Raw genomic sequence first — 21,466 nt, forward strand, 5'->3', positions numbered from 1 at the left:
TCCGTACTGAACATATTATACATTATTTTCAGTATAGTTGAGCTTATTATTGACTAGAGTCATGCTCCAACCTATTCCCAAGTTAGCCATCCAGGCGGCCAAGAAAACTCCACCCACGCCACCAACTGGCCACCCCCGTAAGCAAGGGGAATGTCGAACAAAAACATGCGGGTCAAGGACGTGACCGGTAAGATCCAAGCAGGGATCCCCAAATAAAGAAAGAAGTAGAAACCAACGTGCAACATCAAGTTTTGGGGTTAGGCATTGCGGGGCTGGCGGCAGCGCGACTGTTGCGGGCCCAGGGCTATGAAGTGCTGGTTTGGGATGAGCAAGATTCCCCTCTTCTCAGACAGCGGCAGGCCGAGCTCAATCAGGAAGGGATCCCGGTTCGGCTGGGGCAGCCTTTTCAACTGGCCGAAGGGGTGAAGCAGGTGGTGGTCAGTCCGGGCATTGCCTGGGATCACCCGCTGCTGCAGGCGGTGCGTCAACAGGGAATCCCGGTGGTGGGAGAGGCGGAGCTGGCCTGGATCTATCTTGACCACCTACCCTGGGTGGGGATCACCGGCACCAACGGCAAAAGCACCACCACGGCTCTGGTGGCGGAAATGTTCAAGGCGGCGGGGTTGCAAGGGATCCCCTGCGGCAACATCGGCCTGCCCCTGTCGCAGGTGGCTTTGGAAACGCTCCAGAGAACGCTAGAGCCGGACTGGATCGTGGCGGAGCTGAGCAGCTATCAGTTGGAAGCCAGCAGCCGCCTCATGAGCAGTACTCCTGGAGGGCCGCCGCGCATTGGGGTGTGGACCACCTTCACTCCCGATCACTTAGAACGGCACGGGACGCTGGAGCGCTATGCCAGCTTTAAGGCTCGCCTTTTGGATCGGGCCCAGTGGCGGGTGCTCAACGGCGAGGATCCCTACCTGTGCCGCCGCCGGCAGGACTGGGAAAAGACCTATTGGATCTCCCTTGCTGCCCCGCAACTCTGTTGCGATCAGGATCCCACCGCAACCGTTGACCTGCGGGAAAACCGCCTCTACATCCAGGGGGAGATGGTGGCGGAGCTGGAGGACTTTGCAGAACGCTGCCCTGGCCAACACAATCTGCAAAACCTGCTCTTGGCGGCAGCAGCAGCGCGTCTGGCCGGGATCCCCAACGTTGCCATTCAAAAAGCCATCCGATCTTTTGCCGGCATGCCCCATCGACTGGAGCGGGTGGCGCAAATCCAGGTGGGAGCCACCCCCATCCGCTTTGTCAACGACAGCAAGGCCACCAACTACGAGGCCGGCTGGGTGGCGCTCAACGCCCTTTCCCCACCCATTATTCTGATTGCCGGAGGAAGGGCTAAGCAGGGGGATCCCGGCGCCTGGTTGCGGTTGATTCGGGCCAAGGTGGCCCGCGTGGTGCTGATGGGGGAGTCTGCCCCAGCCCTGGCGGAGGCCCTTCAGGGGATCCACTATACTGACGTTGAGCTGGTGCCAACCCTAGATGTAGCGGTGGAAAGAGCCTTTGCAGCGGCTTGTTCCCTTTCGCGTCAAGCTCAGAGCTTGGGGAAGCCCGCTCAACCCATCACCATTTTGCTGTCCCCCGCCTGTGCCAGTTTTGACCAGTACTCCAGCTTTGAACACCGTGGCAACCATTTCCGAGCCTGCTGCCAAGCCCTCCAGGGATCCCTGGAATGCTGAAGCTCGCTGGCTGCGCTGGCTCACCTTGATCTGGCTGGTGCTGGGGCTGCTGATGCTGTTTTCCGCTTCCTACCCGGTGGCTCAGCGGATCACCGGCGATGGCCTCTACTTTTTCAAGCGCCAATTGCTCTGGGCCGGGCTGGGTCTGGGCTGTTTCTGGGCTCTGGTGCAGATCCCGCTGCGGCGCTGGTTCCCCTGGGCCGGGATCCTCTGCTTGCTGGGAGTTGGCTTGGTGTGGGCCACCCAGGTGCCGGGGTTGGGGGTTTCCCGCCTGGAAGCCAGCCGCTGGCTGGATTTGAAGGTGATCCCTGTTATCCAGCCCTCGGAATTGCTCAAGCCCCTGTTGGTCTTGCAGGGATCCTGGATCTTTGGCCGCTGGTTTCACCATCCTCCCTGGTTCCGCATCCTCTGGGTGGTTATCTTCGCCTTTGCGCTCTTGGGGATCCTCGCCCAGCCCAACCTGGGCACCACGGCCATCTGCGGCCTCACCCTCTGGGCTATGGCTTGGACCGCCGGGATCCCAGCTTTCACCCTTTTGGCCACAGCGGGGCTGGGGATTCTGGCGGCTGTGGTGAGCATTCTCAGCAAAGATTACCAACGGCGGCGCATCTTGGCCTTTTTGGATCCCTGGGGTAACGCCCAAGGGGATGGCTACCAGCTGGTGCAAAGTCTGTTGGCTATTGGCTCTGGCGGCCTGTGGGGCAAGGGATATGGCCTCTCCCAGCAAAAGCTGTTCTACCTGCCCATCCAATACACCGACTTCATCTTCTCGGTGTATGCAGAAGAGTTTGGCTTGGCCGGATCCCTGTTCTTTCTGGGGTTGCTGACCTTCTACACTCTGCTGGGCTGGCGGGTGATGGGGCGCTGTCGAGAGCTGACCATTCGCTTAGTAGCCTGCGGCTGCCTGATGTTTCTGGTGGGTCAGTCACTGATGAACATCGGCGTGGTCACCGGGGTTCTGCCCACCACAGGTGTGCCCCTGCCTTTGTTCAGCCATGGGGGTAGCTCCATTCTGGCAGGGCTGATCACAGCAGGATTGTTGGTGCGGGCAGCCCGCGAAGCAGGGTAAAGTAAGGCTGCATGTTGCCAACCCAGCAAAGGGATCCTTTCACCCAAGCAGCAAACCCAGAGGGCCAGGGATCCCTATCGGATTGGTTAGTCTCTGCTTTAGAGCGGCTTCTTATGCAGCAAAACCAAAGCTGAAGTTGAAACCGAGCCTAGATCCAGCCCATTTCATCCAAAACGAGGGTAAACACCGTCGCGCAACAGGCCACCAACAGCGACACATAAGCCGGCTGACCGTGGGCAATGCAAACACCGGCTGCCACCGAAGCGCCCGCAGCTGCAGAAAAGGTACGACCTGCCCAATTGCCTTTGGAGGGTTTGTCAGAAGGATTGAATTTGTTAAACATTTTTACAGCAGAAAGAGGATTCAAAGGGAATCAATTCCATAGGAAACGGCCTCAGGTTATCACCCCCCGACTCGATTCCAGAGGGATCCAAGGCCATTCTCAATATTTCTTCGCTTAGGCTTCAATCTTTCGTAAAATTGCGCTGAGATGCTCATAATCACCCCGCAACAGACAGCTCAACTGCCGACCTGCCTGTAAAAGCCAGTTGCGATCTCGGTTCAGGATTCGGTAAGTCTGGCGGATCACGGCAGCCACCAGCTCATCGGTTGGGATCCCGTTGACCCGTAGCAGGGTGCGCAAAAACTCGAAAGAGCGGCAAAATTCCCTCACTTCCGTATCGGAGCAGAGATAAACCGGCTGGTGAATCTGGGGAGGCCGTGGCGGCAAGTACTGGTAGACTCGTCCCCCGCTGACAAAGCCGACAATGGCCGCGCGAAAATCGGTGCGCAACATGGCAAAAATCTGGGGCTGTTGCTCCCGCAGCTCCTGAGGGGAGAGGCCCAAAGCCCTGGCGCGGTGGACGGTGTCGATGGGGGCGATGGCGGCATAGCAAACCACGCCATAGATCAGGTTGCCGGTCTCTTCGTCTTGGGAGCGCGTCCAACTGCCGAGAGCAGGCATGGGCGGGAAGGTCAGGCGTTCCGGCTCGAAGCACTGGGCCACAAAGGTTGTGGTGTCGGCCTCCACCACTTCTCCAAAAGCAGAGGCAGGCTGGGGGGCTCTCATCGGGATCTCAGACTTCTCAAGGGTTGCTGCTGCAAAGGCCGACGGAGGGAGACAGAGGAGTCAGGAGAAAATGGAATTTTTCCAGGTTTTAAGACTTGTGAAGATAGGGGCATCCCCTTGCCCAACATTTTGCCCCTTTTGCAACGTTTTGTCCGATCCCCGGACGGCAACTCAGCAACTCAACGGCTTATGAGATCCTCATTGCTAAGAAAGTTAGCCGACTCTGGGGATCCCTGCGTAATATATTTTTTCACACGCTCCCGTGCAAATTCGCCATCCTAAATATTAGCCATTCTAAGTATTGAGCAGTTGGCGAGCGGAGGGAGAAACAATGAATGCTCAGCAACGCGGCCAAATCATCGCTTCTGAGTGGATGATCGACAGCCAAAACCCAGTACACTCCATTTCTCGGCTCAAGCGTCGGGCGACCTACTCCGATGTAACCCTCTGGTGGTTGGTGGTGCAACTCAACCTGATGGAACAAAACTCTATCCACACCGATCACCGATAGGATGGACGGCACAAGAACAATCGGCTGCACGAAAATCCCAGCCCAGGAACATCCCGGATCCTAAATCCAATCTTAAAACTTAAAAAAAACAAAAGAAGAGCTGAAAGTTGAGTCGGGTTGCTCCTCAAACACCAGCTCTTCTGGACAGAGAAGAAGTAGATAGAGAAAGACCGAACAAAGGGAAGCCGAGCCCTCGACCTCCTTTCAATCCTCCAGGGGCAGAGCTGCCACCTGGGCCGGTTGCACTGGCGAGGGGAAGAAAGGCCGCTGCACGATTTCAGTTGCCAACACACTGCGCAACTGGGCAGCTACCGCCACCGTTGTGACATCGTAGGTTTGGGTAGCCAGGCGCGGGTAGAAGCCAATGCCGAGAATCGGCAACAGCAGACAGAGGGCCACCGCCATTTCCCGCGGGCGCATATCCCCCAGGTAATCTTCCAAAACCAAGCCGGGATCCTGAGCCCCGTAGAACACCTGACGCAGCATGGAGAGCAAGTAAATGGGCGTCAAAATGATACCCACTGCCGCCAGCAGGGCAATTCCCGCTTTGAAGGTCGGCGCATAGGCATCGCTGGTGGTCAAGCCCAAGAACACCGTCAGCTCACCCACAAATCCGCTCATCCCCGGCAGCGCCAGAGAGGCCAGGGATCCCGCTGTAAACAGGGCAAAAGCCTTTGGCATCTGCTTGGCCAACCCTCCCAACTTGTCGAGGGCAAGGGTGTGGGTGCGCTCGTAGGTGATCCCCGTCAGGAAGAACAGAACCGCGGCAATCAGACCGTGGGAGATCATCTGCAGCACTGCCCCATTGATGCCCAGCTCCGTGAAGGCGGAGATCCCGATCAACACAAAGCCCATGTGGGCAATGGACGAATAGGCCAAGCGCCGCTTGAGATGGTTCTGACCAAAGGCCGCCAACGCCCCGTAAATGATGTTCACCACACCCAACACCGCCAGCACCGGGGCGAAGTACACGTGGGCTTCCGACAACATGCCCACATTCATGCGGATCAGGCCATAGCCCCCCATCTTGAGCAGAACTCCCGCCAAGATCATGGAAATGGGAGCAGAGGCTTCGCTGTGGGCATCCGGCAGCCAGGTGTGCAGCGGAAAAATCGGCAGCTTCACCCCAAAGGCAATCAGCAAAGCCGCATAGGCCAACAGCTCCAAGGCCAGTGGGTAAGACTTAGCGCTCAGCTCTGCCATCTCCAGGCTGAAGCCCTCGCCGTAGAAGGCCATTGCCAGGGATCCCACCAGGATAAAAATAGAGGCGGCAGCGGTGTAGAGGATGAACTTGGTGGCGGCGTACTGGCGCTTCGGCCCACCCCAGATGGAGATGAGCAGATAGACCGGCACCAGCTCGATCTCCCACATCAGGAAGAATAGAAGCATGTCCTGCGCCAGAAACACGCCCACCTGGGCACCGTACATCAGCAGCAGCAAGAAGAAAAACAAACGCGGCTTATGGGTGAGATTCCAAGCCGCTACAATCGACAGGGTAGTGATCAAACCCGACAGCAACACCAGCGGGAAGGAGAGGCCGTCCACCGCCAGCGACCAGTGGAACCCAATTTGGGGCACCCAGGCGTAGCGCTCCGCCAGTTGCAGAGAAAAGTCCTGCAGGTCATAGTGCCGCGCAAAGACATAGGCCATCAGGCCCAAATCAAAAGCCCCCACAGCGAGGGCATACCAACGCACCCAACGGCTCTGGGGGATCAAGGGGATCCCGAAGGCTGCCAGCAGAGGCAAGAGCACCAGCACCGACAGCCAGGGAAACTCAAGAGGATTGCTCATGACCGGGAATAAATACTCATGCTCGATACCTCAATGATATGAAGCTGTGTAAACAAATGGGAAGCGATATTTACAAAAAAATCTGCGCAATAGCGCAGATCTCGAGAAGGTTTCTCCAATGCCAATCATCGAGGATCCTCAAGGGATCCGGCGCGATAGCGCTCCGTCGGGTGGATAGGCCGCCCGAGCTGGCCAGGGATCCTCCGGCCAAGCAAGATCTCGGCTCCTGAACTCCCCCGGTACCTGGGGGGGTCTACTCATCTTCGGCAAAGACAAAGCGGTGCAGCTCGTCCAGGGTTGGCTCTGGGCTTTCCAGAGCAAAAAGAACCGCGTCCTCAATCACGGCGCTGACCTCCGCGTGGATGGCTTGGAAGTCTGCCTCGGTCATTAGGTTGTGCTCCAGGGCATAGCGTTCCAGTTGCTTGATGGGATCCCGCTGCCGCCAGAACTCTTTTTCCTCAGGACTGCGCAGCTCGTCAGGGTCGGCCAGAGAATGGCCCCGGAAACGATAGGTGATGCACTCCAGCAAGGTGGGGCCTTCTCCGGCACGGGCGCGGGCGATGGCCTGTTGGGCGGCCTCTCGCACTGCTAGCACATCCATCCCATCCACCTGGTAGCCGGGCATGCCAAAAGCCGGGCCTTTGCGGTAAATATCGGTGTCGGAAGTGGCGCGTTCATGGGCCATGCCAATAGCCCAGAAGTTATTTTCCACCACATAGACGATGGGCAACTTCCAGAGGGCGGCCATGTTGAGGCACTCGTAAAACTGGCCGTTGTTGCAGGCTCCATCCCCAAAGAAGCAGGCGGTTACCTGGTCAGTGCCCCGGTATTTGGCAGAAAAAGCAGCCCCCGTCGCCACTGGGATCCCTTCGGCCACAAAGGCATAGCCCCCCAAGAAATTGTGCTCCGCCGAGAAGAGGTGCATGGAACCACCCCGACCCTTGCTGCAGCCGGTGGCCTTGCCGAACAACTCTGCCATGACCGCCCGCGGCGGGATCCCGGTGCTGAGGGCATGCACATGATCGCGGTAGGTGCTGCACACGTAGTCGGTGGGCTTGAGCGCCTTGATCACCCCCGTAGAGACGGCCTCTTGGCCGTTGTACAGATGCACAAAGCCGAACATCTTGCCCTTGTAGTACATTTCGGCGCACTTGTCTTCAAACAGGCGGCCCAGCACCATGTCTTCATAGAGAAGACGAGCCTCTTCGGCAGAAATGCGAGCAGTTGTGGAGCGCGAAGTAAGTTCTTGAACCATGCTGCGGTGCAACGAATCAGAGGTATCTTAGGTGGTCAGCAGTGAGCTTTGCGGTTTGCCCATTATCTCATGCTCCAGTCTGTCTGCCACCTTACCTGGAAATCCCATCCTGCAGGGCCGAAAGCGGTTGTTTCGAGGCCAAGGGAGTTAAACTGAAAGGCTAGGGCAAGAGGCGTTTCCATTGCAGCAGCCGCATCAGGACTCCGTCCCGCAAACGCGAATCTTGAACACCAGAGGGGGGGTTTCTTCTGCTCTCGGCTTGGACGTCGATCTGCTGGAGCCGGGGGCAAGAGGTATCTGGCCAGCCAACGTGACGGGGTGCGCCCATGGGAGCCCGTTGGGTTAGCGGTTTTGCGGCGGTGTTGTTTGCGTTGGCGGTCACCCTGCTAGGGGGCTGGTATTTTACTGCAGCCATTGGGCTAATCATTTTTTTGGCCCAGTTGGAGTTTTTTCGCTTGGTGCAAGCCAAAGGCAATGCGCCGGCCATGCGCACCACCATGTTTTCCAGCCAGGTGCTGGTGATTTTGCAGCAGGTGAGGCCGGAGTGGACCAGCCCTGCCTTTATCGTGGCGGGATCGATCATCTGTTTTTATTTGCTCTTTAAGCCCAAGGTGGCCACCATTGCCGATATTGCCACCTCGATTTTGGGGTTGTTCTACTGTGCGTTGCTGCCCAGCTTCTGGATTCGGGTCAGGGCCTTGTCTTTTGCGCAAGGGCTGGGCGAAGGGCTATGGATTACGCTGTTGGCCATTGGCTGCGTGATCGCCGCAGATGTAGGGGCCTACCTGTGTGGTCGGGCCTTTGGGCGCACCAAGCTCTCCATCCTCAGCCCGAAAAAGACGGTGGAAGGGGCGGTAGCCGGGATTGCCGCCAGCATGACCCTTGCGGTGGTTGGAGCCTATTACCTGGGCTGGCCGTGGAGCTGGTTGAGTGGGGGCATTCTGGGGTTTTTGATTGGGTTAACCAGCCTGCTGGGAGATCTCACAGAATCTCTGATGAAACGGGATGCAGGGGTGAAAGATTCCGGGGATCTAATCCCGGGCCACGGTGGCATCTTGGATCGGGGAGACAGCTATGTGTTCACCGCGCCACTGGTGTTTTACTTCATGGAATGGCTCAACGCTTACTCTGGGCTCTAGAGCCATCTCGTAAGCCTGCCAAAACCCAAGAACGCACACCAGTTACAAGTGGAGGAGTCCTCAATTCAAAATGGCTTGGCACTGGGGAGCCTCTAAAGACTCGTCCGGCAAAATGAGGTATCCTGGAGGCGCAGTCACAGGCACGAACCCCTCCAAGTTCAACTCGGTTTCGTCGTAAACCACCAGTTGGCTGAAACCGGCAACAGGATCCCCAGGATCCCCCTCCACCTCGAGAATGCGGGCCTTCTGCCGGATAATCTGGGGGGTTTCTACTTCTAGTTCAGAAGGGGCCAGAGGGCGATCTAGGCCAAACACGAACTCTCCACTTCGACCGACGAGAATTGCCTCCAGGCTACCGGGCTTTCCTGCACCTACAAAGCAAAAAGAGTAGTCAGAGTGCGGGGTAAAATACAGGCCTATCAGGGGTAGTAGAGGCGGCCAGGATTGTTCATCCGGATGAAGGCGAGCACTGAAGCAAGCTTCATAACCTGCCAGAGAGCCTGGTTCAAAAGGCTCCCCACGACAAAGTAGGATGTCTCTCTCTGATCTCTTCCAGTCCTGTTGCGCCAAGGCAGGGATCCCAGGGGATAGAGCCATCAGAGCCATCAGGACCGTTGCCGTCAATGATCTGGACATAACGCCGTACCCAAACGCTGAGGATGTCAGTACCCTAGCTCGGAATCCCTCTCTAGCTGTGTTGATCGGGGTCAAGACCGATGGGCCACTCTACCCCGAAGGGCAAAGGGTTGAACTGCTACTCTATAAAGTGATTCATCAAAGTGATTCATCCTTCTCAGCCGTTGGCCTATTCTCCCCATGACTGCTGCAATTTCCTCTGTCAACCTGCCCAGCCAGTACAACCCCTTCGAGACCGAGCCGAAGTGGCAGCGCTTTTGGGAGGAGAAGGGCTTTTACGTGGCGGATCCCAAGGCGCCGGGAGAGGCCTTTAGCATGGTGCTGCCCCCGCCCAATGTGACGGGCAACCTGCACATGGGCCATGCTTTTGCCTTTACCCTGCCGGATGTGGTGACGCGCTACAAGCGCATGCGCGGCTACAACGTGCTCTGGCTGCCCGGCACAGACCATGCCAGCATCGCCGTGCACACCATCCTGGAAAACCAACTGCGCCAAGAGGGCAAGACCCGCTTCGATCTGGGCCGCGAGGCTTTTCTGGAGCGAGCTTGGGCTTGGAAGGAGCAGTCGCAGGGAGCTATCAAGAGCCAGTTGCGGCGGCTGGGCCTATCCCTAGACTGGACGCGGGATCGCTTTACCCTCGACGAGGGGCTGAGCCGGGCGGTAACCGAGGCGTTTGTGCGGCTATACGAGGCGGGGTTGATTTACCGGGGCGAGTATTTGGTGAACTGGTGCCCGGCCACCCAGTCGGCGGTGTCAGACATTGAGCTAGACGACAAAGAGGTCAAGGGCCATTTGTGGCATTTTCGTTATCCCTTGGCCGAGGATCCCAGCCAGTATCTGGTGGTGGCCACTACCCGGCCCGAGACGATGCTGGGGGATACGGCGGTGGCGGTGAACCCCCAAGACGAGCGCTATTGCCATCTCATCGGCCAGTTCATTCGCCTGCCCATCAAAAATCGCCTCATCCCCATCATTGCGGATGAGTATGTGGATCCCTCCTTTGGCTCCGGGTGTGTGAAAATTACCCCGGCCCACGACCCCAACGACTTTGAAATCGGCAAACGGCACCAATTGCCCTTCATCAACATCCTCAATAAAGACGGCACCCTCAACGAAAACGGGGATCCTTTCACCGGCCTAGATCGCTTTGTGGCCCGAGAAAAGGTGGTGCAGTGGTTTGCCGAACATGGCCTGCTGGAGAAGGTGGAGGACTACACCCACACCGTTCCCCACAGCGACCGCGGCGGCGTGCCCATCGAGCCTTTGCTTTCCATTCAGTGGTTTTGCGATGTCTCGGGGATGGGGGCTCGCTGTTTGGAAGAGGAATACCAACGAAATAGCCCCCGCTTTATCCCTGAGCGCTGGACCAAGGTTTATACCGGCTGGCTGGAAAAGCTGCGCCCCTGGTGCATTTCTCGGCAGTTGTGGTGGGGCCATCAGATCCCAGCTTGGTATCCAGTCCTCAATGGCCAGCTTCTCGAGGATCCCCAAGCTTTTGTGGTGGCCCGCAACGGCGAGGAAGCGCTGCTCAAGGCACGGGAAAAGTTTGGCCCAGAAGTTGAGCGGGTGGAACAGGATCCCGATGTGCTGGATACCTGGTTTAGCTCTGCTCTGTGGCCCTTTTCAACCCTGGGCTGGCCGGAAGAGACCGAGGATTTCAAACGCTACTATCCCAACTCCCTGATGTCCACGGGCTTTGACATCATTTTCTTCTGGGTGGCCCGCATGGCCATGATGGGATCCCAATTTACCGGCCAGATCCCCTTCAAAGATGTGTACATCAATGGCCTGGTGCGGGATGAGCACGGCGCCAAAATGTCCAAGACCAAGGGGAATGGTATCGATCCCCTGGAGCTGCTGGACAAATACGGCACCGACGCCCTGCGCTATGCCCTGGTCAAGGAGGTGGTGGGGGCAGGGCAAGACATCCGCCTGGCCTATGACCGCAAGACCGGCGAGAGCGCCAGCGTAGAGGCCGCCCGCAACTTTGCCAATAAGATCTGGAACGCCTCCCGCTTTGTGTTGATGAACTTGGAGGGGCAAACCCCTGCCCAACTGGGATCCCCTGCCCCCGAAGCGCTGGAGCTGGCCGATCGCTGGATCCTGTCGCGGCTGCACTCCACGGCCACCCAAGTTATCGCCGAGCTGGAAGCCTATGGCCTGGGCGAGGGGGCGCGCCTGCTCTACTCTCTCATTTGGGATGACTTTTGCGACTGGTACATCGAGCTGGTCAAGCCCCGGCTGCGGGGAGAAGACCTGGCTTCCAAGCGCACAGCGCAGCAGGTGCTGGCCACCGTTTTGGAAACCATTCTCAAGCTGCTGCACCCCTGGATGCCCCACATCACCGAGGAGATCTGGCAGCTGCTCACCCAGGTCAATCAAACCACTTCCATCTCTGTGCAGCCCTATCCCACCCCGGATCCCAGTTGGATCGACCCTCAACTGGAGCGGGAGTTTGGCTTGGTGATCCAAACCATTACCAGCCTGCGCAACCTGCGGGCAGAAGCCGGCCTCAAGCCCCAGCAGGCCGTCACCGCCCTCCTGGTTACCGACGATCCCACCCAGCAGCAAATTCTCAGGGCTGCCCAAGCCTACATCCGGGATCTGGTTAAGGCTGAGGCTTTGGAGATTACGGGATCCCTGGCCACGGAGCCCAAACAGGTGGCGGCTGCAGTGGTGGGCACGGTGCAGGTGCTGATGCCCTTGGCAGGACTGGTGGATGTGGAAGCGCTGCGGGCCAAGCTGCAAAAAGACCTGGCCAAGCTGGAAAAAGAGGCCCAAGGGATCCGCGCTCGCCTAGAGAACCCCAATTTTCTCAACCGGGCCAACCCTGAAGTGGTGCAAGCCAGTCAGGAGCAACTGGCGGAGCTGGAAGCCCAGATGAGGTTACTGGGATCCAGGCTGGAGAAGCTGGGCTGAGGTGGCGTCAGCGCAGGTAGGGCAGCGGAGTGTTTGGGCCGGGCCAGTTGGGGTGTGAAGGCAATGTCCCCAGAATTTCGCGAAATCGAAGTGGTGAACCCCTGCTTCTGTGTTAGGATAGAAGCTGAGATTGTTATCGGTTGTAGTGCTCGTTTCTTCTGGTCTTGACGGATTTTCACGTTTTGTATTGGCAGACGGCTCTCCGAACATCTCACCCTTTGTTACTCTCTCTTTCGGAGATCGTCTATGTCGATTTATGTTGGCAACCTTTCCTTTAAGGTGACAGAAGCGGATTTGACCGCTGTTTTTGCTGAGTACGGTTCTGTCAAGCGGGTGCAAATCCCCACTGACCGCGAGACAGGCCGCATTCGGGGCTTCGGGTTTGTGGAAATGAGCTCTGAAGCAGAGGAGCAAGCTGCCATTGCTGCGCTGGATGGGGCGGAATGGATGGGGCGCGACCTCAAGGTGAACAAAGCTCGCCCGCGAGAAGAACGCCCCACCTCAGGTTTCCGCTCTGGTAACGCGAACAGTGGCGGTGAGCGGCGGCGGAGTTTTCAATCTCGCTATTGAAACGCCTGCTGAGGCTTCCCGGTGCTGGGCAAGGGATTCTCAGTTGAGCTTGTTTTGAAGCGCAGCACCAGGATCCAGCCGTCTCTCTAGGTTGCTTCAATTTTTGTTCAAGTGGTAGCTCAGGAGGAGTTGAGAGGGGATCCCAATCAACTCCTTTTGAATCTCTCACCGCCGACCTCTCTCTCAGAGGGAGAGGGGAGCTAAGGCAAACCGTATTTGAAACTGGAATAGCTACTGGGCTGGCGGTTTGTCTGGCCAGGGATCCGTTAGATCGGCGGTCAAGGGATCCCAGTCCCATCCCCAATCGCGGGCAATGGCCTGAGTAATCCCCAGTTGCCCGTGGCCAGGGTAGCGGGCCAGGGCTACCACCAGATCAACAAGCTGCTCACCGGCAGGGATTCGACCAAAGATGTGCAGCCCATCGCGAATCTGGGATTCTTTTAGCTCGCAAAGATAGCCATCCAGGCGATTCCAATCTTCTTCTTTTTCCAGGTTGAACTGTTGGTCTAGATGCTCTGCTCGAACCAGCTCCTGAATCTGGGCGCGAATCAGGGGACAACGACTGGGATCCAACTGTTGGGCCTGCACGTACTCATCCATCAGCCGTTCCAAATCCGCCAGGGGGCCGTACAGCTCGGCGCGGGTAAGGGGCGGGGTGAGGTGGTCGATAATCACTGCCTGGGCTCGCCGCTTGGCCTGGGATCCCTCTCCTGGGTCGTTGACGATGAAGGGGTAGAAGTGGGGCATTGGCCCCAGAGCAACCTCCGGGTAGCAGATGGCGGAAAGAGCGGATCCCTTGCCGGGCAGCCATTCCAAGTTGCCGTGCTTGCCCACATGCACCACCGCTTGAACGGCGAAGACCTGCCGCAGCCACAGGTAAAAAGCCAGGTACTCATGGGGGGGCACCAGATCCGGGGCATGGTAGTTCAAGGACGGATCCCGGTCATAGCCTCGCGGGGGCTGAATGCCTACAAACACCTGCCCTAACTGCAGTCCCACCACGGGAATATCTCGAGAGGGCGGATCCCCCCACTGCCGGACGAGGTCGGTCTGGATGGGCTCAGGCAAGCGGGCAAACCACTCTCGATAAAGGGCAGCAGAAAGGCATTGCCGAGCCGGGCGCAGGGATCCCAAGGGGTCGTAGGTCTGGCCTTCGGTTAGCCAATGGATGAGTTCATCTCCAGTCTGGGGCAGGGGATCTACTGAGTAGCCAGCTCCCGCCAAAGCTTTGAGAATTTCCACACAACTGGCAGGGGTATCCAGACCCACCCCATTGGCCAGTCGCCCGTCCCGACTGGGGTAGTTGGCCAGGATCAAAGCCAGTCGCCGCTGGGAAGGGGGGGTGCGCCGCAATTTCACCCAGTTGGCCGCCAAATCGGCTACAAACTCCACCCGATCCGGCACAGCCACGTAGGCCACCACCTCCGTTTGCAAGTGGGGATCCCGCTGTTGAACCGCCTTGAAGGAAACGGCGCGGCTGATGATGCGCCCATCCACCTCCGGCAAAGCCACATTCATGGCCAGATCCCGCGCCCCCAATCCCCGCGTGGAGTTCTCCCAGCTCTGGCGGGATCCGCTGCTAAGGATTACCTGCAAAACAGGCACATCCAATTCCTGCCACAGGCTTACATCGGGCTGGTGGCTGTCCAACCGCGCCAGAGAAAAGCTGGTGGTGTTGAGCAACAGGTCAATCTGGCTGCCAAAGTGATCCCGAATGGCCTGGGGCAAGTCGGGATCTTGAAGGCTGTAGGTGTAAAGGCACAGAGGCTGCAGCCCCCGCTCCACCAAGGCTTTTGCCAATTGATCCACCGGCTCTGTATTCCCCGCCAGAACATGGGCCCGGTAGAGTAAAATCCCCACCTTGGGAGCTTGGGGATCCGTCGGCGAGGCTACGGGAGGTTGGTAGATCCCAAGACGAGGCAACCCTTGTGGATCCGGCGCCGAATATTGGCCCCCTAGGAACTCCCCAGCCAGCAACAGCAGACAGGCAGCCACATTCTCCGCTCCCCCCTCCAGCCAGTACCGCCACACCCGATCCGCCACCGCCAGGGGCACAGTGGAATGGCTCACCAAATCCCAGTCGGGGCGATCGTCCCCAGGAATGACGATCAGGGTGGATCCCTCCTCGGCGGCCACCTGCTTGGCTACCTCCAGGCCATAGCTCCAGTAGGCCCTTCCCCCCAACAGGCGAAGGAGCACCACCTGCGCCCGCCGCAGCACCCTCTCGGCATAGTCATCCAGGCTTAGGGGCTGTTGCAACTGCAACAAATTGGCCGCCCGCACCGCCGGAAAATCCTCAGGCAACAGGCGCATAGCCGCGCTCAAAGCCGTAAGATCTGTATCGGCTGCCGAAAGGACAACAATAGGAGCGGGATCCTGTTCTAGGAAAATGACCCCCGATTGGGTGGGATCCCATCCCCCTGGCAAAGCTGCTATTCGGTGCATAAAATCCTAGCCTAGTTCACCCAATCCGCTCGCTCCAGACGATACACCATACAATCATCCTGGCCAAACTGACGACGTTCCACAGGCTTAAATCCAAGTCGCTCATAAAATCGTCGGGCACGGGTATTGCTCACCAAGGGATCCACCAAGACCGCCTCAACCTCTGAGGCAGCAAAGCATTTACTCAAAGCTAATCGCATCATTTCGGTTCCATATCCCTTACCCAGATAGGATCCCTCTCCGATCCAAATGTCGATAGCGCGCAGATGAGGAGATACCTCGCCCCAGTAGTGACTTTCCTCTTGGGCAGGATCGATGATCTCCACATAGCCAATCGGGACACCATCCACCTCGGCAATCAGTTGCTCCCTCCAGGAACAGCTCTTGCCCAACTCTGTTTCCCAGCCCCAATCATCATTGGGATTAGAGGCAACAACATGAGGTTCTTGATCCCAGCCCTGTAACAGTGCCAAATCTTCGAGGGTGGCAAGGCGGAACTTTACAACAACAGACGACATTTCGCTGACAGTCTCGTAAGGTTTTTGTGGAGCTGGAGAATCCATGAGAGAAGCGTACCTTTGGCAATAATGGTTTTTACAACAATAATGGTTTTTACAATCGGATGCAACAGACCCAACAGCAAAGCCAGCCCCACCGCTGCCCCTGCTACCCAACGACCAGCCTTTACGTGTTCTTGTCCCACTAAACAAAAGAATGGGTTTGAGCTAGCAACCGATTAAGCTACTTGTGCCCTAGGTTCTGCACCCGAAAGAGTCGCTGCAAAACGCGGGGAAAAACGCAGGGCTGCCTGCACAAACTCTTGAAAAAGGCGAAAATGCTCGGCTTCTTCAAAGGTGAACTCGGGGTGCCACTGCACGGCAACAGCCCAGGGGTGGGTTTCGTGTTCAATGGCCTCGATCAGCTCATCTCGAGAACGGGCAGCCAAACGCCAACCTGAGGGCACATCGCGGATGGCCTGATGGTGCCAAGAGACCACAGAGATTTCTTCTGCGCCGACGATTTGGTGTAGCCGTGTGGAGCGGATCAGGCTGACATTGTGGCGAATGGGCTTGCGATCAGCGGGGTTGAAGTGATCCAGCTCGTCGTACACATCAGGCACATGGGGGATCAGCTTACCGCCACTCACCACATTCAGCAACTGCATCCCTCGACAAATGCCCAAAACAGGGATCCCCTGGGCCAGCACGGCCTGAGCCAAGGCCACCTCAAATCGATCCCGCTCCGCGTTCACATAGCGCACCTGGGGATGTTGCGGATCTTCTCCGTAGGTGCTGGGGCAGAGGTCGCCGCCACCGGTCAACACCAGGCCATCCACCCAAGACAGCAAAACCTGGGGCTCGCTTTCGCCTGGGGGAAAAAGAACAGGGATCCCTCCGGCAGCACGAATGGCATCCACATAGCGGCCTGGCGCTACAAAGTCTCCCTCGTCATTGCGGTTGCGGGTGGTAACGCCGATGAGCGGTCGATTTGAAAAAGGGGATGTCCGATTCATCCTTCTACGATAGCCTCATTTCCCAATGTTGATGGTGCTATGCCTACGGCAGAGGAACCGCACCACTGTCCTGAGCAGAAAAATCCAAAGTTTTCCCCCGCGATAGGAGTTAAATCTCGTTGTTGCGCAACGCTAACGCAAAGGGATCCCAGAAATCGCCGAAGCCATTAACCTTTCCCAAGGAAATAGCGGCGGCTGATCCCTTGGGCCAGCAAGACGAACAACACCAGGGATCCCTGAATCACACCGGCCAAAGAAGACTCCAATTGCAAAGAGAGAGGCAGTTGCAAGCTGCCGATGTTAAGACTGCTGAAGAAAAAGGCAATCGGCAGAATCAGCAGGGGGTTAAAGCCTGCCAGCATCACCACCAACAAGGCCAGAAAGCCCAAATTGCTGGAGATATTGGGGATGAGGCGATGGAACAGAGCCAACACCTGCAAGGCGCCCGCCAGCCCTGCTAAGCCCCCACAGCAGGCAAATGCCATGAGCAACCTGCGGGTAGCCGGGATCCCCAACCGGAAAGCAGCTACAGGGTTTTTCCCCACCGCCCGCAACTGCAGGCCGAAGCGAGTGTTGCCCACCACCAGCACCGTCAGGGCCAAAGCCAACAGGGCCAGCAGCAACGCCACCGGACTGGCCTCTGACCGCCCCCAGGTGGGCAACCACAGACGGGGATCCAACACTTCCGTCCCGCTCATGGAAGCCACCCCCGGCCTTTTCCAAGGGCCGAAGATCAGGTAGAGCACCCAACCTTGGGCAACAAAATTCAGCCCCAGCCCAGCGAAGATCTCGTTGACCCGCCCCCACACATTCAGGATCCCGGCCAACAGGCCCCAGCCCGCCCCCCCCAGGATCCCGGCCAAAAGCGCCAAGGTAATGGCCAGTGGCGGCGGCAACCATCCCGCTTCCAGACGCACCAGAAACGTGGCCGCAATTGCCCCGACCACCATTTGCCCTTCGATGCCCAAGTTGTAGAGACCGGCAACAAACGTAAACACCAGCCCACAGCAGCAGAGGACAAGGGGAGCCAGCGTTGCCAAAACCCGGCCAAACTGAGCTTCAGTGCCGAAGGCCCCCTGCCACATGCTGGCCGCCACCTGGAGAGGTGAAGCCCCCGCCAGCAGGATCACCCCCGCCACAAATAGCAGCGCTGCCAGCCAAGCCAATCCCTGGATTACCCAGGTACGCTCTAGAGACACCCACGACCGGCCCGATTCCGCTATTCCCGCCATGCTTTAACACTTCCTAGGATTCTTAAACTTAAGATTTTTAAACTCAAAGAGGCTCCCCGCTGCCCTGCTCCAAGAGGGGATCCAAACGGCGCACCAGTTGCCAGCCCTCTACCTCCGCCAGAGGTTGTAACCCCAAATCCCGGATCTCCACCTGTTCTGCCTGCACCGGAGAAACCCAAAGGTAGTCTCCATATTCCCCTCGTTGCAGAGCCTGATCATCCACCCATCTCCCCGGATTAGGGGTATAAAAAGCGATGGCCTGGGCCTGACAGACATCCGGCAAGCCGCTGCGGCCAATATCCACCACCGTCTCCCCAGACTCTGTCGAGGACTCCGTCCGAATAGCGCGAACGGACGGGGGCAGCATTTGGTTCCAATCCATTTGGGCAAAAGCAGGGCTGAAGTTGCCGAAATCAGGCCGCAAGACGATGGTGATCATGGCGAGGATCCCGGCCAACAAGAGGATTCCCACCCACAGACTGCCGGCACAGCGCAACACCCGCCGCCAACTCCAGATCCCCGGCAGCAAGAGGTACAAAAGACCCATCGCCACCAGCGGCCAAGCGTGGGATTGCAGAAGCTCCAGACCGTCTACGCCCAGCCGGACGGCCACCCCCAAACCCAACAGCAGCAGCCCCACCGCTGCCAGGCCCCAAGAGATCACCTGAGCCAGACGGGGCTTTAAGTGCAAGGACTCCGTCCCGCTAACGCGATCCGCACCGCTGACGCGACCCCGCATAGCCAACGCTTGATCCAAGGCTACCCCGGCCAAGAGAGCCAGCCAAGGGTAAAGCTGCACGGTGTAGTAGGGGGTTTTGGTGGGATAAAGCTGCAACAACAACAGCAGCAGCAGGGGGAAAGACCAGATTAGCAGCGTGGATCCCGGCTGCTGGCGCACCAGGAGAAAGCCACCCACCAAAGCCAAAACCGTCCACGGGAAGCCATGAACGGGAATGTGCCAAAAGTAGTACCAGCCGGTGGCATCCGCATGGAAGGGCTCTTGCCCCAGATCCCACACCTTCCCCACCAGGGTGGTCAGCACCTGTGGGCCATACACCTGCATGGCTGGACCTAGCCAGAGGCCAAAAATCCCCAAGCCCAGCCCAAGCGCCAGCCAAAATGGGGCGGATCCCATCCAGCGGCGCCGTTGCTGCACGAGATAGGGGATCAAAGCCGCCCCCGGCAGCAGGATCATGGCACTTTTCATCAGCAGGCCCAGCCCGAAGGCCACTCCGGTTAGCCAAAACCAAACCCTGTGGCCGAGGATACCGTTGACCAGCCCCAGGATCCCCAGCAGCTCCAGAAAGGTCAAGGGCACATCCTGCCCCACCAGCCGCCCCTGCTGCACCCAGAGGTAGCACAGGGGCAAAACCGCCATCCCCAAAAAGGCCGCCCGCATCGGCAAAAAAAACCACCCAATCCAACCCACCAGGGGAATGGAGAGCAAAGCAGCGAGGATCCCTGGCAGCCGCGCTGCCCACTCGTTTACCCCGTACAGGGCAAAACTGAGGGCCACGCTCCAGGTGAGCAGAGGGGGTTTCTCGAAAAAAGGCTCCCCCAAAAAAGTGGGCCCCAGCCAATGCCCTCCCCGCAGCAGCTCGCGGGCCATTTGGGCATAAAAGCTCTCGTCGCAGCCAGCCAAACTGGGATCCGCCCCCGAGAGCACAAACAGAGGCACTGCCAGGCCCATGACTAGTAGGCTTAGGCCCCAAAAGGGCACTAGGTGCGGGTCGCGGCGAAACTGAACGAAGGAGCTGGATCCCGGCAGGGATCTGCGGCTAGGAGAACTGCCCAGACGGTTGGGGTTGCCGAAAGGACGCATGGGACAAGTCAGCAAGGGGCGGCTCTAACCAGACTAGACAAGGACTCCGTCCCGCTTACGCGAGCGGCAGAATTTTTTAGGGAAGCTCCAGAGATCCAGAGGAGCTCTTCAGCTTATCTGCCGGCAAGGTTAAGCCCTGAAACCAGCTAAAAAACTGCTCGGCATAGGGCCAAAGAGCGGGCTCCAAGTAGTAGAAGTTCTCCCCCCGGTCGGTAAACTCCCAAAACTCTGCAGCCGTAGAGAGCAGCTCTTGGTGGATGCTCTGCAGGCGCGCCAGGGGCTCGTGCTGCATATCCTGATAGATCAGCCTGGCCCAGTCCTCCCGGCCACGACTGAGGAAATAGGCTGCCAAGCGGACTTGGGTTTTGCGGATCCCACGCAGGGTGGTTTCCTGTTGCTCGCTTTCGGGATCCTGATCCAGACGTAACAAGGCTTGCACAATGGCTTCCGTTGTTTCAGAGCCCAGAGCACAGCTCGACTGGGCCAACATTCCCAGATCAAAGCCAAAGGTTTCAGATAGGAAAAAGAGGCCAGCTTTGTAGGCAATTAAGCTGTAGTAGCGAAAGTAGCCAACAATCTGCAAGACCAGAGCCGACTGGCGGTGTTGTAGGGCTGCCTCGGCCAACAAGCGGTACTGCTTGAGCAGGTTGTAGCCGCTGCGGATGTCTCGCGCGTTGATGACGGCCCGCAGATAGGTGTTGAAAAACTTGATCACCCACCCCGCTACCGTGAGTTGTTGGGCTTCCAGGGCGCGGATCCCCAGCTCCCGGCTGTGAATGGCCACCAGGGTGCTCGCCTGGCGCATGCCGTTTAGCCCTTCGGCAAATAAGGCTTGATACTGCCGCAGGATCTTCAGCTCCAGCCAGGATCCTTCTGCCTCGATCCGGCCCAGCAGGCCCCTATCCACCGAAGCAAAGTCTGGATCCCGCCGCAGAGCCGGGGTAAAGAGAAACCAGGCAGGGGGCAGTTGTGCTTTGTGAGCAGCATAGAAGACCCACAGAGACTTCAAGCTGTCCAAGGCTTCCAAGAGAATGCTTCCCTCCTGTTGGCGGAGAGCGCTGGTGGCGATGCTTTTGATCTCATCGAGGGCAGACAGGCAGCGCTGATGAGCTGTCACGCAAGGTTCTGGCGCAGAGGGCTGCTGCCAGGAGAAACGGCGCTGTTCGGAGCTGGAGGTAGATCCCAGTCGTCTGGAAAGTGCTCCGCACCGCTGACGCGAACGTCGGGATCTGGAAGCAAGGGATCCCAGGATGACCTGCCGCACTTGCTGCTCAATGCGATGGATAATCGAAGCCGGCTGCAAAAAGTGAGACACGAAGCGAAAGTAGGGGATCAGCATCAAAAACGAAGCTGTGCCCAGCAGCAGATTCAGCCCGACGAGCAACCCTGGAGGGTGTTGCTCCGCAACGCCAACACGAACGTAAAAGCCCAGGGCTGCCGAACTCCACAAACTGACCACATTGGCCAAAATCAGGAAAAAGAAGAGGTAGAAATTGACTTTCTCGCGCAAAAACAGCTCCGTGACCTTTGGCGTGAAGCGATCCGCGCTCAACTGCACCACAATGGCCACCACCGAGAGGGTAAAGCCCAGCACCCCCGACAACACCTGAGCCAAGGTGGTTACAAATTCCTGCAAAGCTTCTGTATCCTGCGTGGATCCCGCCCGAACCAGGTTCAACCCGCTCTGGATCCAGCGGTGCCCACCCCAAGCCCAAAGCAAACCTGCCCCCACCACTGCAGCACTCCAGGGCAGAAAGCGGGGGTGACGCCCAACAAAGCCTGGATCTGTGTGTCTCTCTTTCACAATGGCCCTTCT

General features: G+C 58.1%; 16 protein-coding genes. 6 read left to right on the forward strand and 10 right to left on the reverse strand.

All coding sequences use genetic code 11. The features are described 5' to 3' along the window. Window positions 1–236 precede the first annotated feature (236 nt). Entirely contained in the window at window positions 237–1,679 is a 1,443-nt protein-coding gene (gene murD, locus NW840_RS09410; RefSeq protein WP_414343847.1) for a UDP-N-acetylmuramoyl-L-alanine--D-glutamate ligase, read from the forward strand. Beyond that, entirely contained in the window at window positions 1,624–2,748 is a 1,125-nt protein-coding gene (locus tag NW840_RS09415) for an FtsW/RodA/SpoVE family cell cycle protein (protein ID WP_414343848.1), read from the forward strand. Before murD ends, NW840_RS09415 begins: the two co-directional genes overlap by 56 nt. A 457-nt stretch (window positions 2,749–3,205) precedes the next feature. On the opposite strand, the gene NW840_RS09420 is transcribed toward NW840_RS09415, so the two are convergent. Further along, on the reverse strand, window positions 3,206–3,817 hold the full coding sequence (locus NW840_RS09420; protein ID WP_414343849.1) for a hypothetical protein: 612 nt from the start codon (window positions 3,815–3,817) through the stop codon (window positions 3,206–3,208). 331 nt (window positions 3,818–4,148) lie between these two features. On the opposite strand from NW840_RS09420, the gene NW840_RS09425 reads away from it, so the two are divergent. After that, window positions 4,149–4,328, forward strand: a complete 180-nt coding sequence (locus NW840_RS09425; RefSeq protein ID WP_011431964.1) for a hypothetical protein — start codon at window positions 4,149–4,151, stop codon at window positions 4,326–4,328. 204 nt (window positions 4,329–4,532) lie between these two features. On the opposite strand, the gene NW840_RS09430 is transcribed toward NW840_RS09425, so the two are convergent. Together NW840_RS09430 and pdhA are read right to left on the reverse strand one after the other, a co-directional pair. Then, entirely contained in the window at window positions 4,533–6,119 is a 1,587-nt protein-coding gene (locus NW840_RS09430; protein ID WP_414343851.1) for an NAD(P)H-quinone oxidoreductase subunit 4, read from the reverse strand. A 253-nt stretch (window positions 6,120–6,372) separates the two neighbouring features. Then, window positions 6,373–7,374 carry a pyruvate dehydrogenase (acetyl-transferring) E1 component subunit alpha gene (pdhA, locus tag NW840_RS09435; RefSeq protein WP_414329458.1) on the reverse strand — a complete coding sequence of 334 codons (1,002 nt, stop codon included), beginning with the start codon at window positions 7,372–7,374 and terminating at the stop codon, window positions 6,373–6,375. Between the two features lie 326 nt (window positions 7,375–7,700). Between pdhA and NW840_RS09440 the strand changes: the two genes are divergently transcribed. After that, complete coding sequence (locus tag NW840_RS09440; protein WP_414329457.1) at window positions 7,701–8,513, forward strand: phosphatidate cytidylyltransferase; 813 nt, start codon at window positions 7,701–7,703, stop codon at window positions 8,511–8,513. Between the two features lie 60 nt (window positions 8,514–8,573). On the opposite strand, the gene NW840_RS09445 is transcribed toward NW840_RS09440, so the two are convergent. After that, window positions 8,574–8,828 carry a hypothetical protein gene (locus tag NW840_RS09445; RefSeq protein WP_414343852.1) on the reverse strand — a complete coding sequence of 85 codons (255 nt, stop codon included), beginning with the start codon at window positions 8,826–8,828 and terminating at the stop codon, window positions 8,574–8,576. Between the two features lie 501 nt (window positions 8,829–9,329). On the opposite strand from NW840_RS09445, the gene NW840_RS09450 reads away from it, so the two are divergent. Both NW840_RS09450 and NW840_RS09455 read left to right on the forward strand, forming a co-directional pair. Beyond that, window positions 9,330–12,068: a valine--tRNA ligase gene (locus tag NW840_RS09450; protein WP_414343853.1), complete on the forward strand. Its 2,739-nt coding sequence runs from the start codon at window positions 9,330–9,332 to the stop codon at window positions 12,066–12,068. A gap of 246 nt (window positions 12,069–12,314) precedes the next feature. Continuing rightward, window positions 12,315–12,638 (forward strand): RNA recognition motif domain-containing protein, encoded by a 324-nt coding sequence (locus tag NW840_RS09455; protein ID WP_011431969.1) that lies wholly within the window; start codon window positions 12,315–12,317, stop codon window positions 12,636–12,638. 231 nt (window positions 12,639–12,869) lie between these two features. Here NW840_RS09455 and cobN read toward each other — a convergent pair whose 3' ends face one another. The 6 genes from cobN to NW840_RS09485 form a co-directional block, all read right to left on the reverse strand. Then, window positions 12,870–15,083, reverse strand: coding sequence for a cobaltochelatase subunit CobN (gene cobN / locus NW840_RS09460; RefSeq protein WP_414343855.1), 2,214 nt, complete (start codon window positions 15,081–15,083; stop codon window positions 12,870–12,872). An 11-nt stretch (window positions 15,084–15,094) separates the two neighbouring features. Then, entirely contained in the window at window positions 15,095–15,601 is a 507-nt protein-coding gene (locus NW840_RS09465; protein ID WP_414343856.1) for a GNAT family N-acetyltransferase, read from the reverse strand. Between the two features lie 218 nt (window positions 15,602–15,819). Further along, entirely contained in the window at window positions 15,820–16,596 is a 777-nt protein-coding gene (locus tag NW840_RS09470; RefSeq protein ID WP_414343858.1) for a gamma-glutamyl-gamma-aminobutyrate hydrolase family protein, read from the reverse strand. A 167-nt stretch (window positions 16,597–16,763) separates the two neighbouring features. Continuing rightward, entirely contained in the window at window positions 16,764–17,828 is a 1,065-nt protein-coding gene (locus NW840_RS09475) for an ABC transporter permease (RefSeq protein ID WP_011431976.1), read from the reverse strand. Window positions 17,829–17,871: 43 nt separating this feature from the next. Further along, window positions 17,872–19,665, reverse strand: a complete 1,794-nt coding sequence (locus NW840_RS09480; RefSeq protein WP_414343859.1) for an ArnT family glycosyltransferase — start codon at window positions 19,663–19,665, stop codon at window positions 17,872–17,874. Between the two features lie 61 nt (window positions 19,666–19,726). Next, window positions 19,727–21,454: a DUF2254 family protein gene (locus NW840_RS09485; RefSeq protein WP_414343861.1), complete on the reverse strand. Its 1,728-nt coding sequence runs from the start codon at window positions 21,452–21,454 to the stop codon at window positions 19,727–19,729. Window positions 21,455–21,466: the final 12 nt, after the last annotated feature.

It is taken from the genome of Synechococcus sp. R5-13, from assembly GCF_047462015.1.
Taxonomy (GTDB): domain Bacteria; phylum Cyanobacteriota; class Cyanobacteriia; order Thermostichales; family Thermostichaceae; genus Thermostichus.

Bases quoted from the DNA above. Each gene is read 5' to 3' on its own strand.
- cobN (WP_414343855.1), bottom strand. From the start codon at position 15,083: ATGCACCGAATAGCAGCTTTGCCAGGGGGATGGGATCCCACCCAATCG.
- NW840_RS09455 (WP_011431969.1), top strand. From the start codon at position 12,315: ATGTCGATTTATGTTGGCAACCTTTCCTTTAAGGTGACAGAAGCGGAT.
- NW840_RS09425 (WP_011431964.1), top strand. From the start codon at position 4,149: ATGAATGCTCAGCAACGCGGCCAAATCATCGCTTCTGAGTGGATGATC.
- NW840_RS09475 (WP_011431976.1), bottom strand. From the start codon at position 17,828: ATGGCGGGAATAGCGGAATCGGGCCGGTCGTGGGTGTCTCTAGAGCGT.
- pdhA (WP_414329458.1), bottom strand. From the start codon at position 7,374: ATGGTTCAAGAACTTACTTCGCGCTCCACAACTGCTCGCATTTCTGCC.
- NW840_RS09465 (WP_414343856.1), bottom strand. From the start codon at position 15,601: ATGTCGTCTGTTGTTGTAAAGTTCCGCCTTGCCACCCTCGAAGATTTG.
- NW840_RS09420 (WP_414343849.1), bottom strand. From the start codon at position 3,817: ATGAGAGCCCCCCAGCCTGCCTCTGCTTTTGGAGAAGTGGTGGAGGCC.
- NW840_RS09470 (WP_414343858.1), bottom strand. From the start codon at position 16,596: ATGAATCGGACATCCCCTTTTTCAAATCGACCGCTCATCGGCGTTACC.
- NW840_RS09440 (WP_414329457.1), top strand. From the start codon at position 7,701: ATGGGAGCCCGTTGGGTTAGCGGTTTTGCGGCGGTGTTGTTTGCGTTG.
- NW840_RS09450 (WP_414343853.1), top strand. From the start codon at position 9,330: ATGACTGCTGCAATTTCCTCTGTCAACCTGCCCAGCCAGTACAACCCC.
- NW840_RS09430 (WP_414343851.1), bottom strand. From the start codon at position 6,119: ATGAGCAATCCTCTTGAGTTTCCCTGGCTGTCGGTGCTGGTGCTCTTG.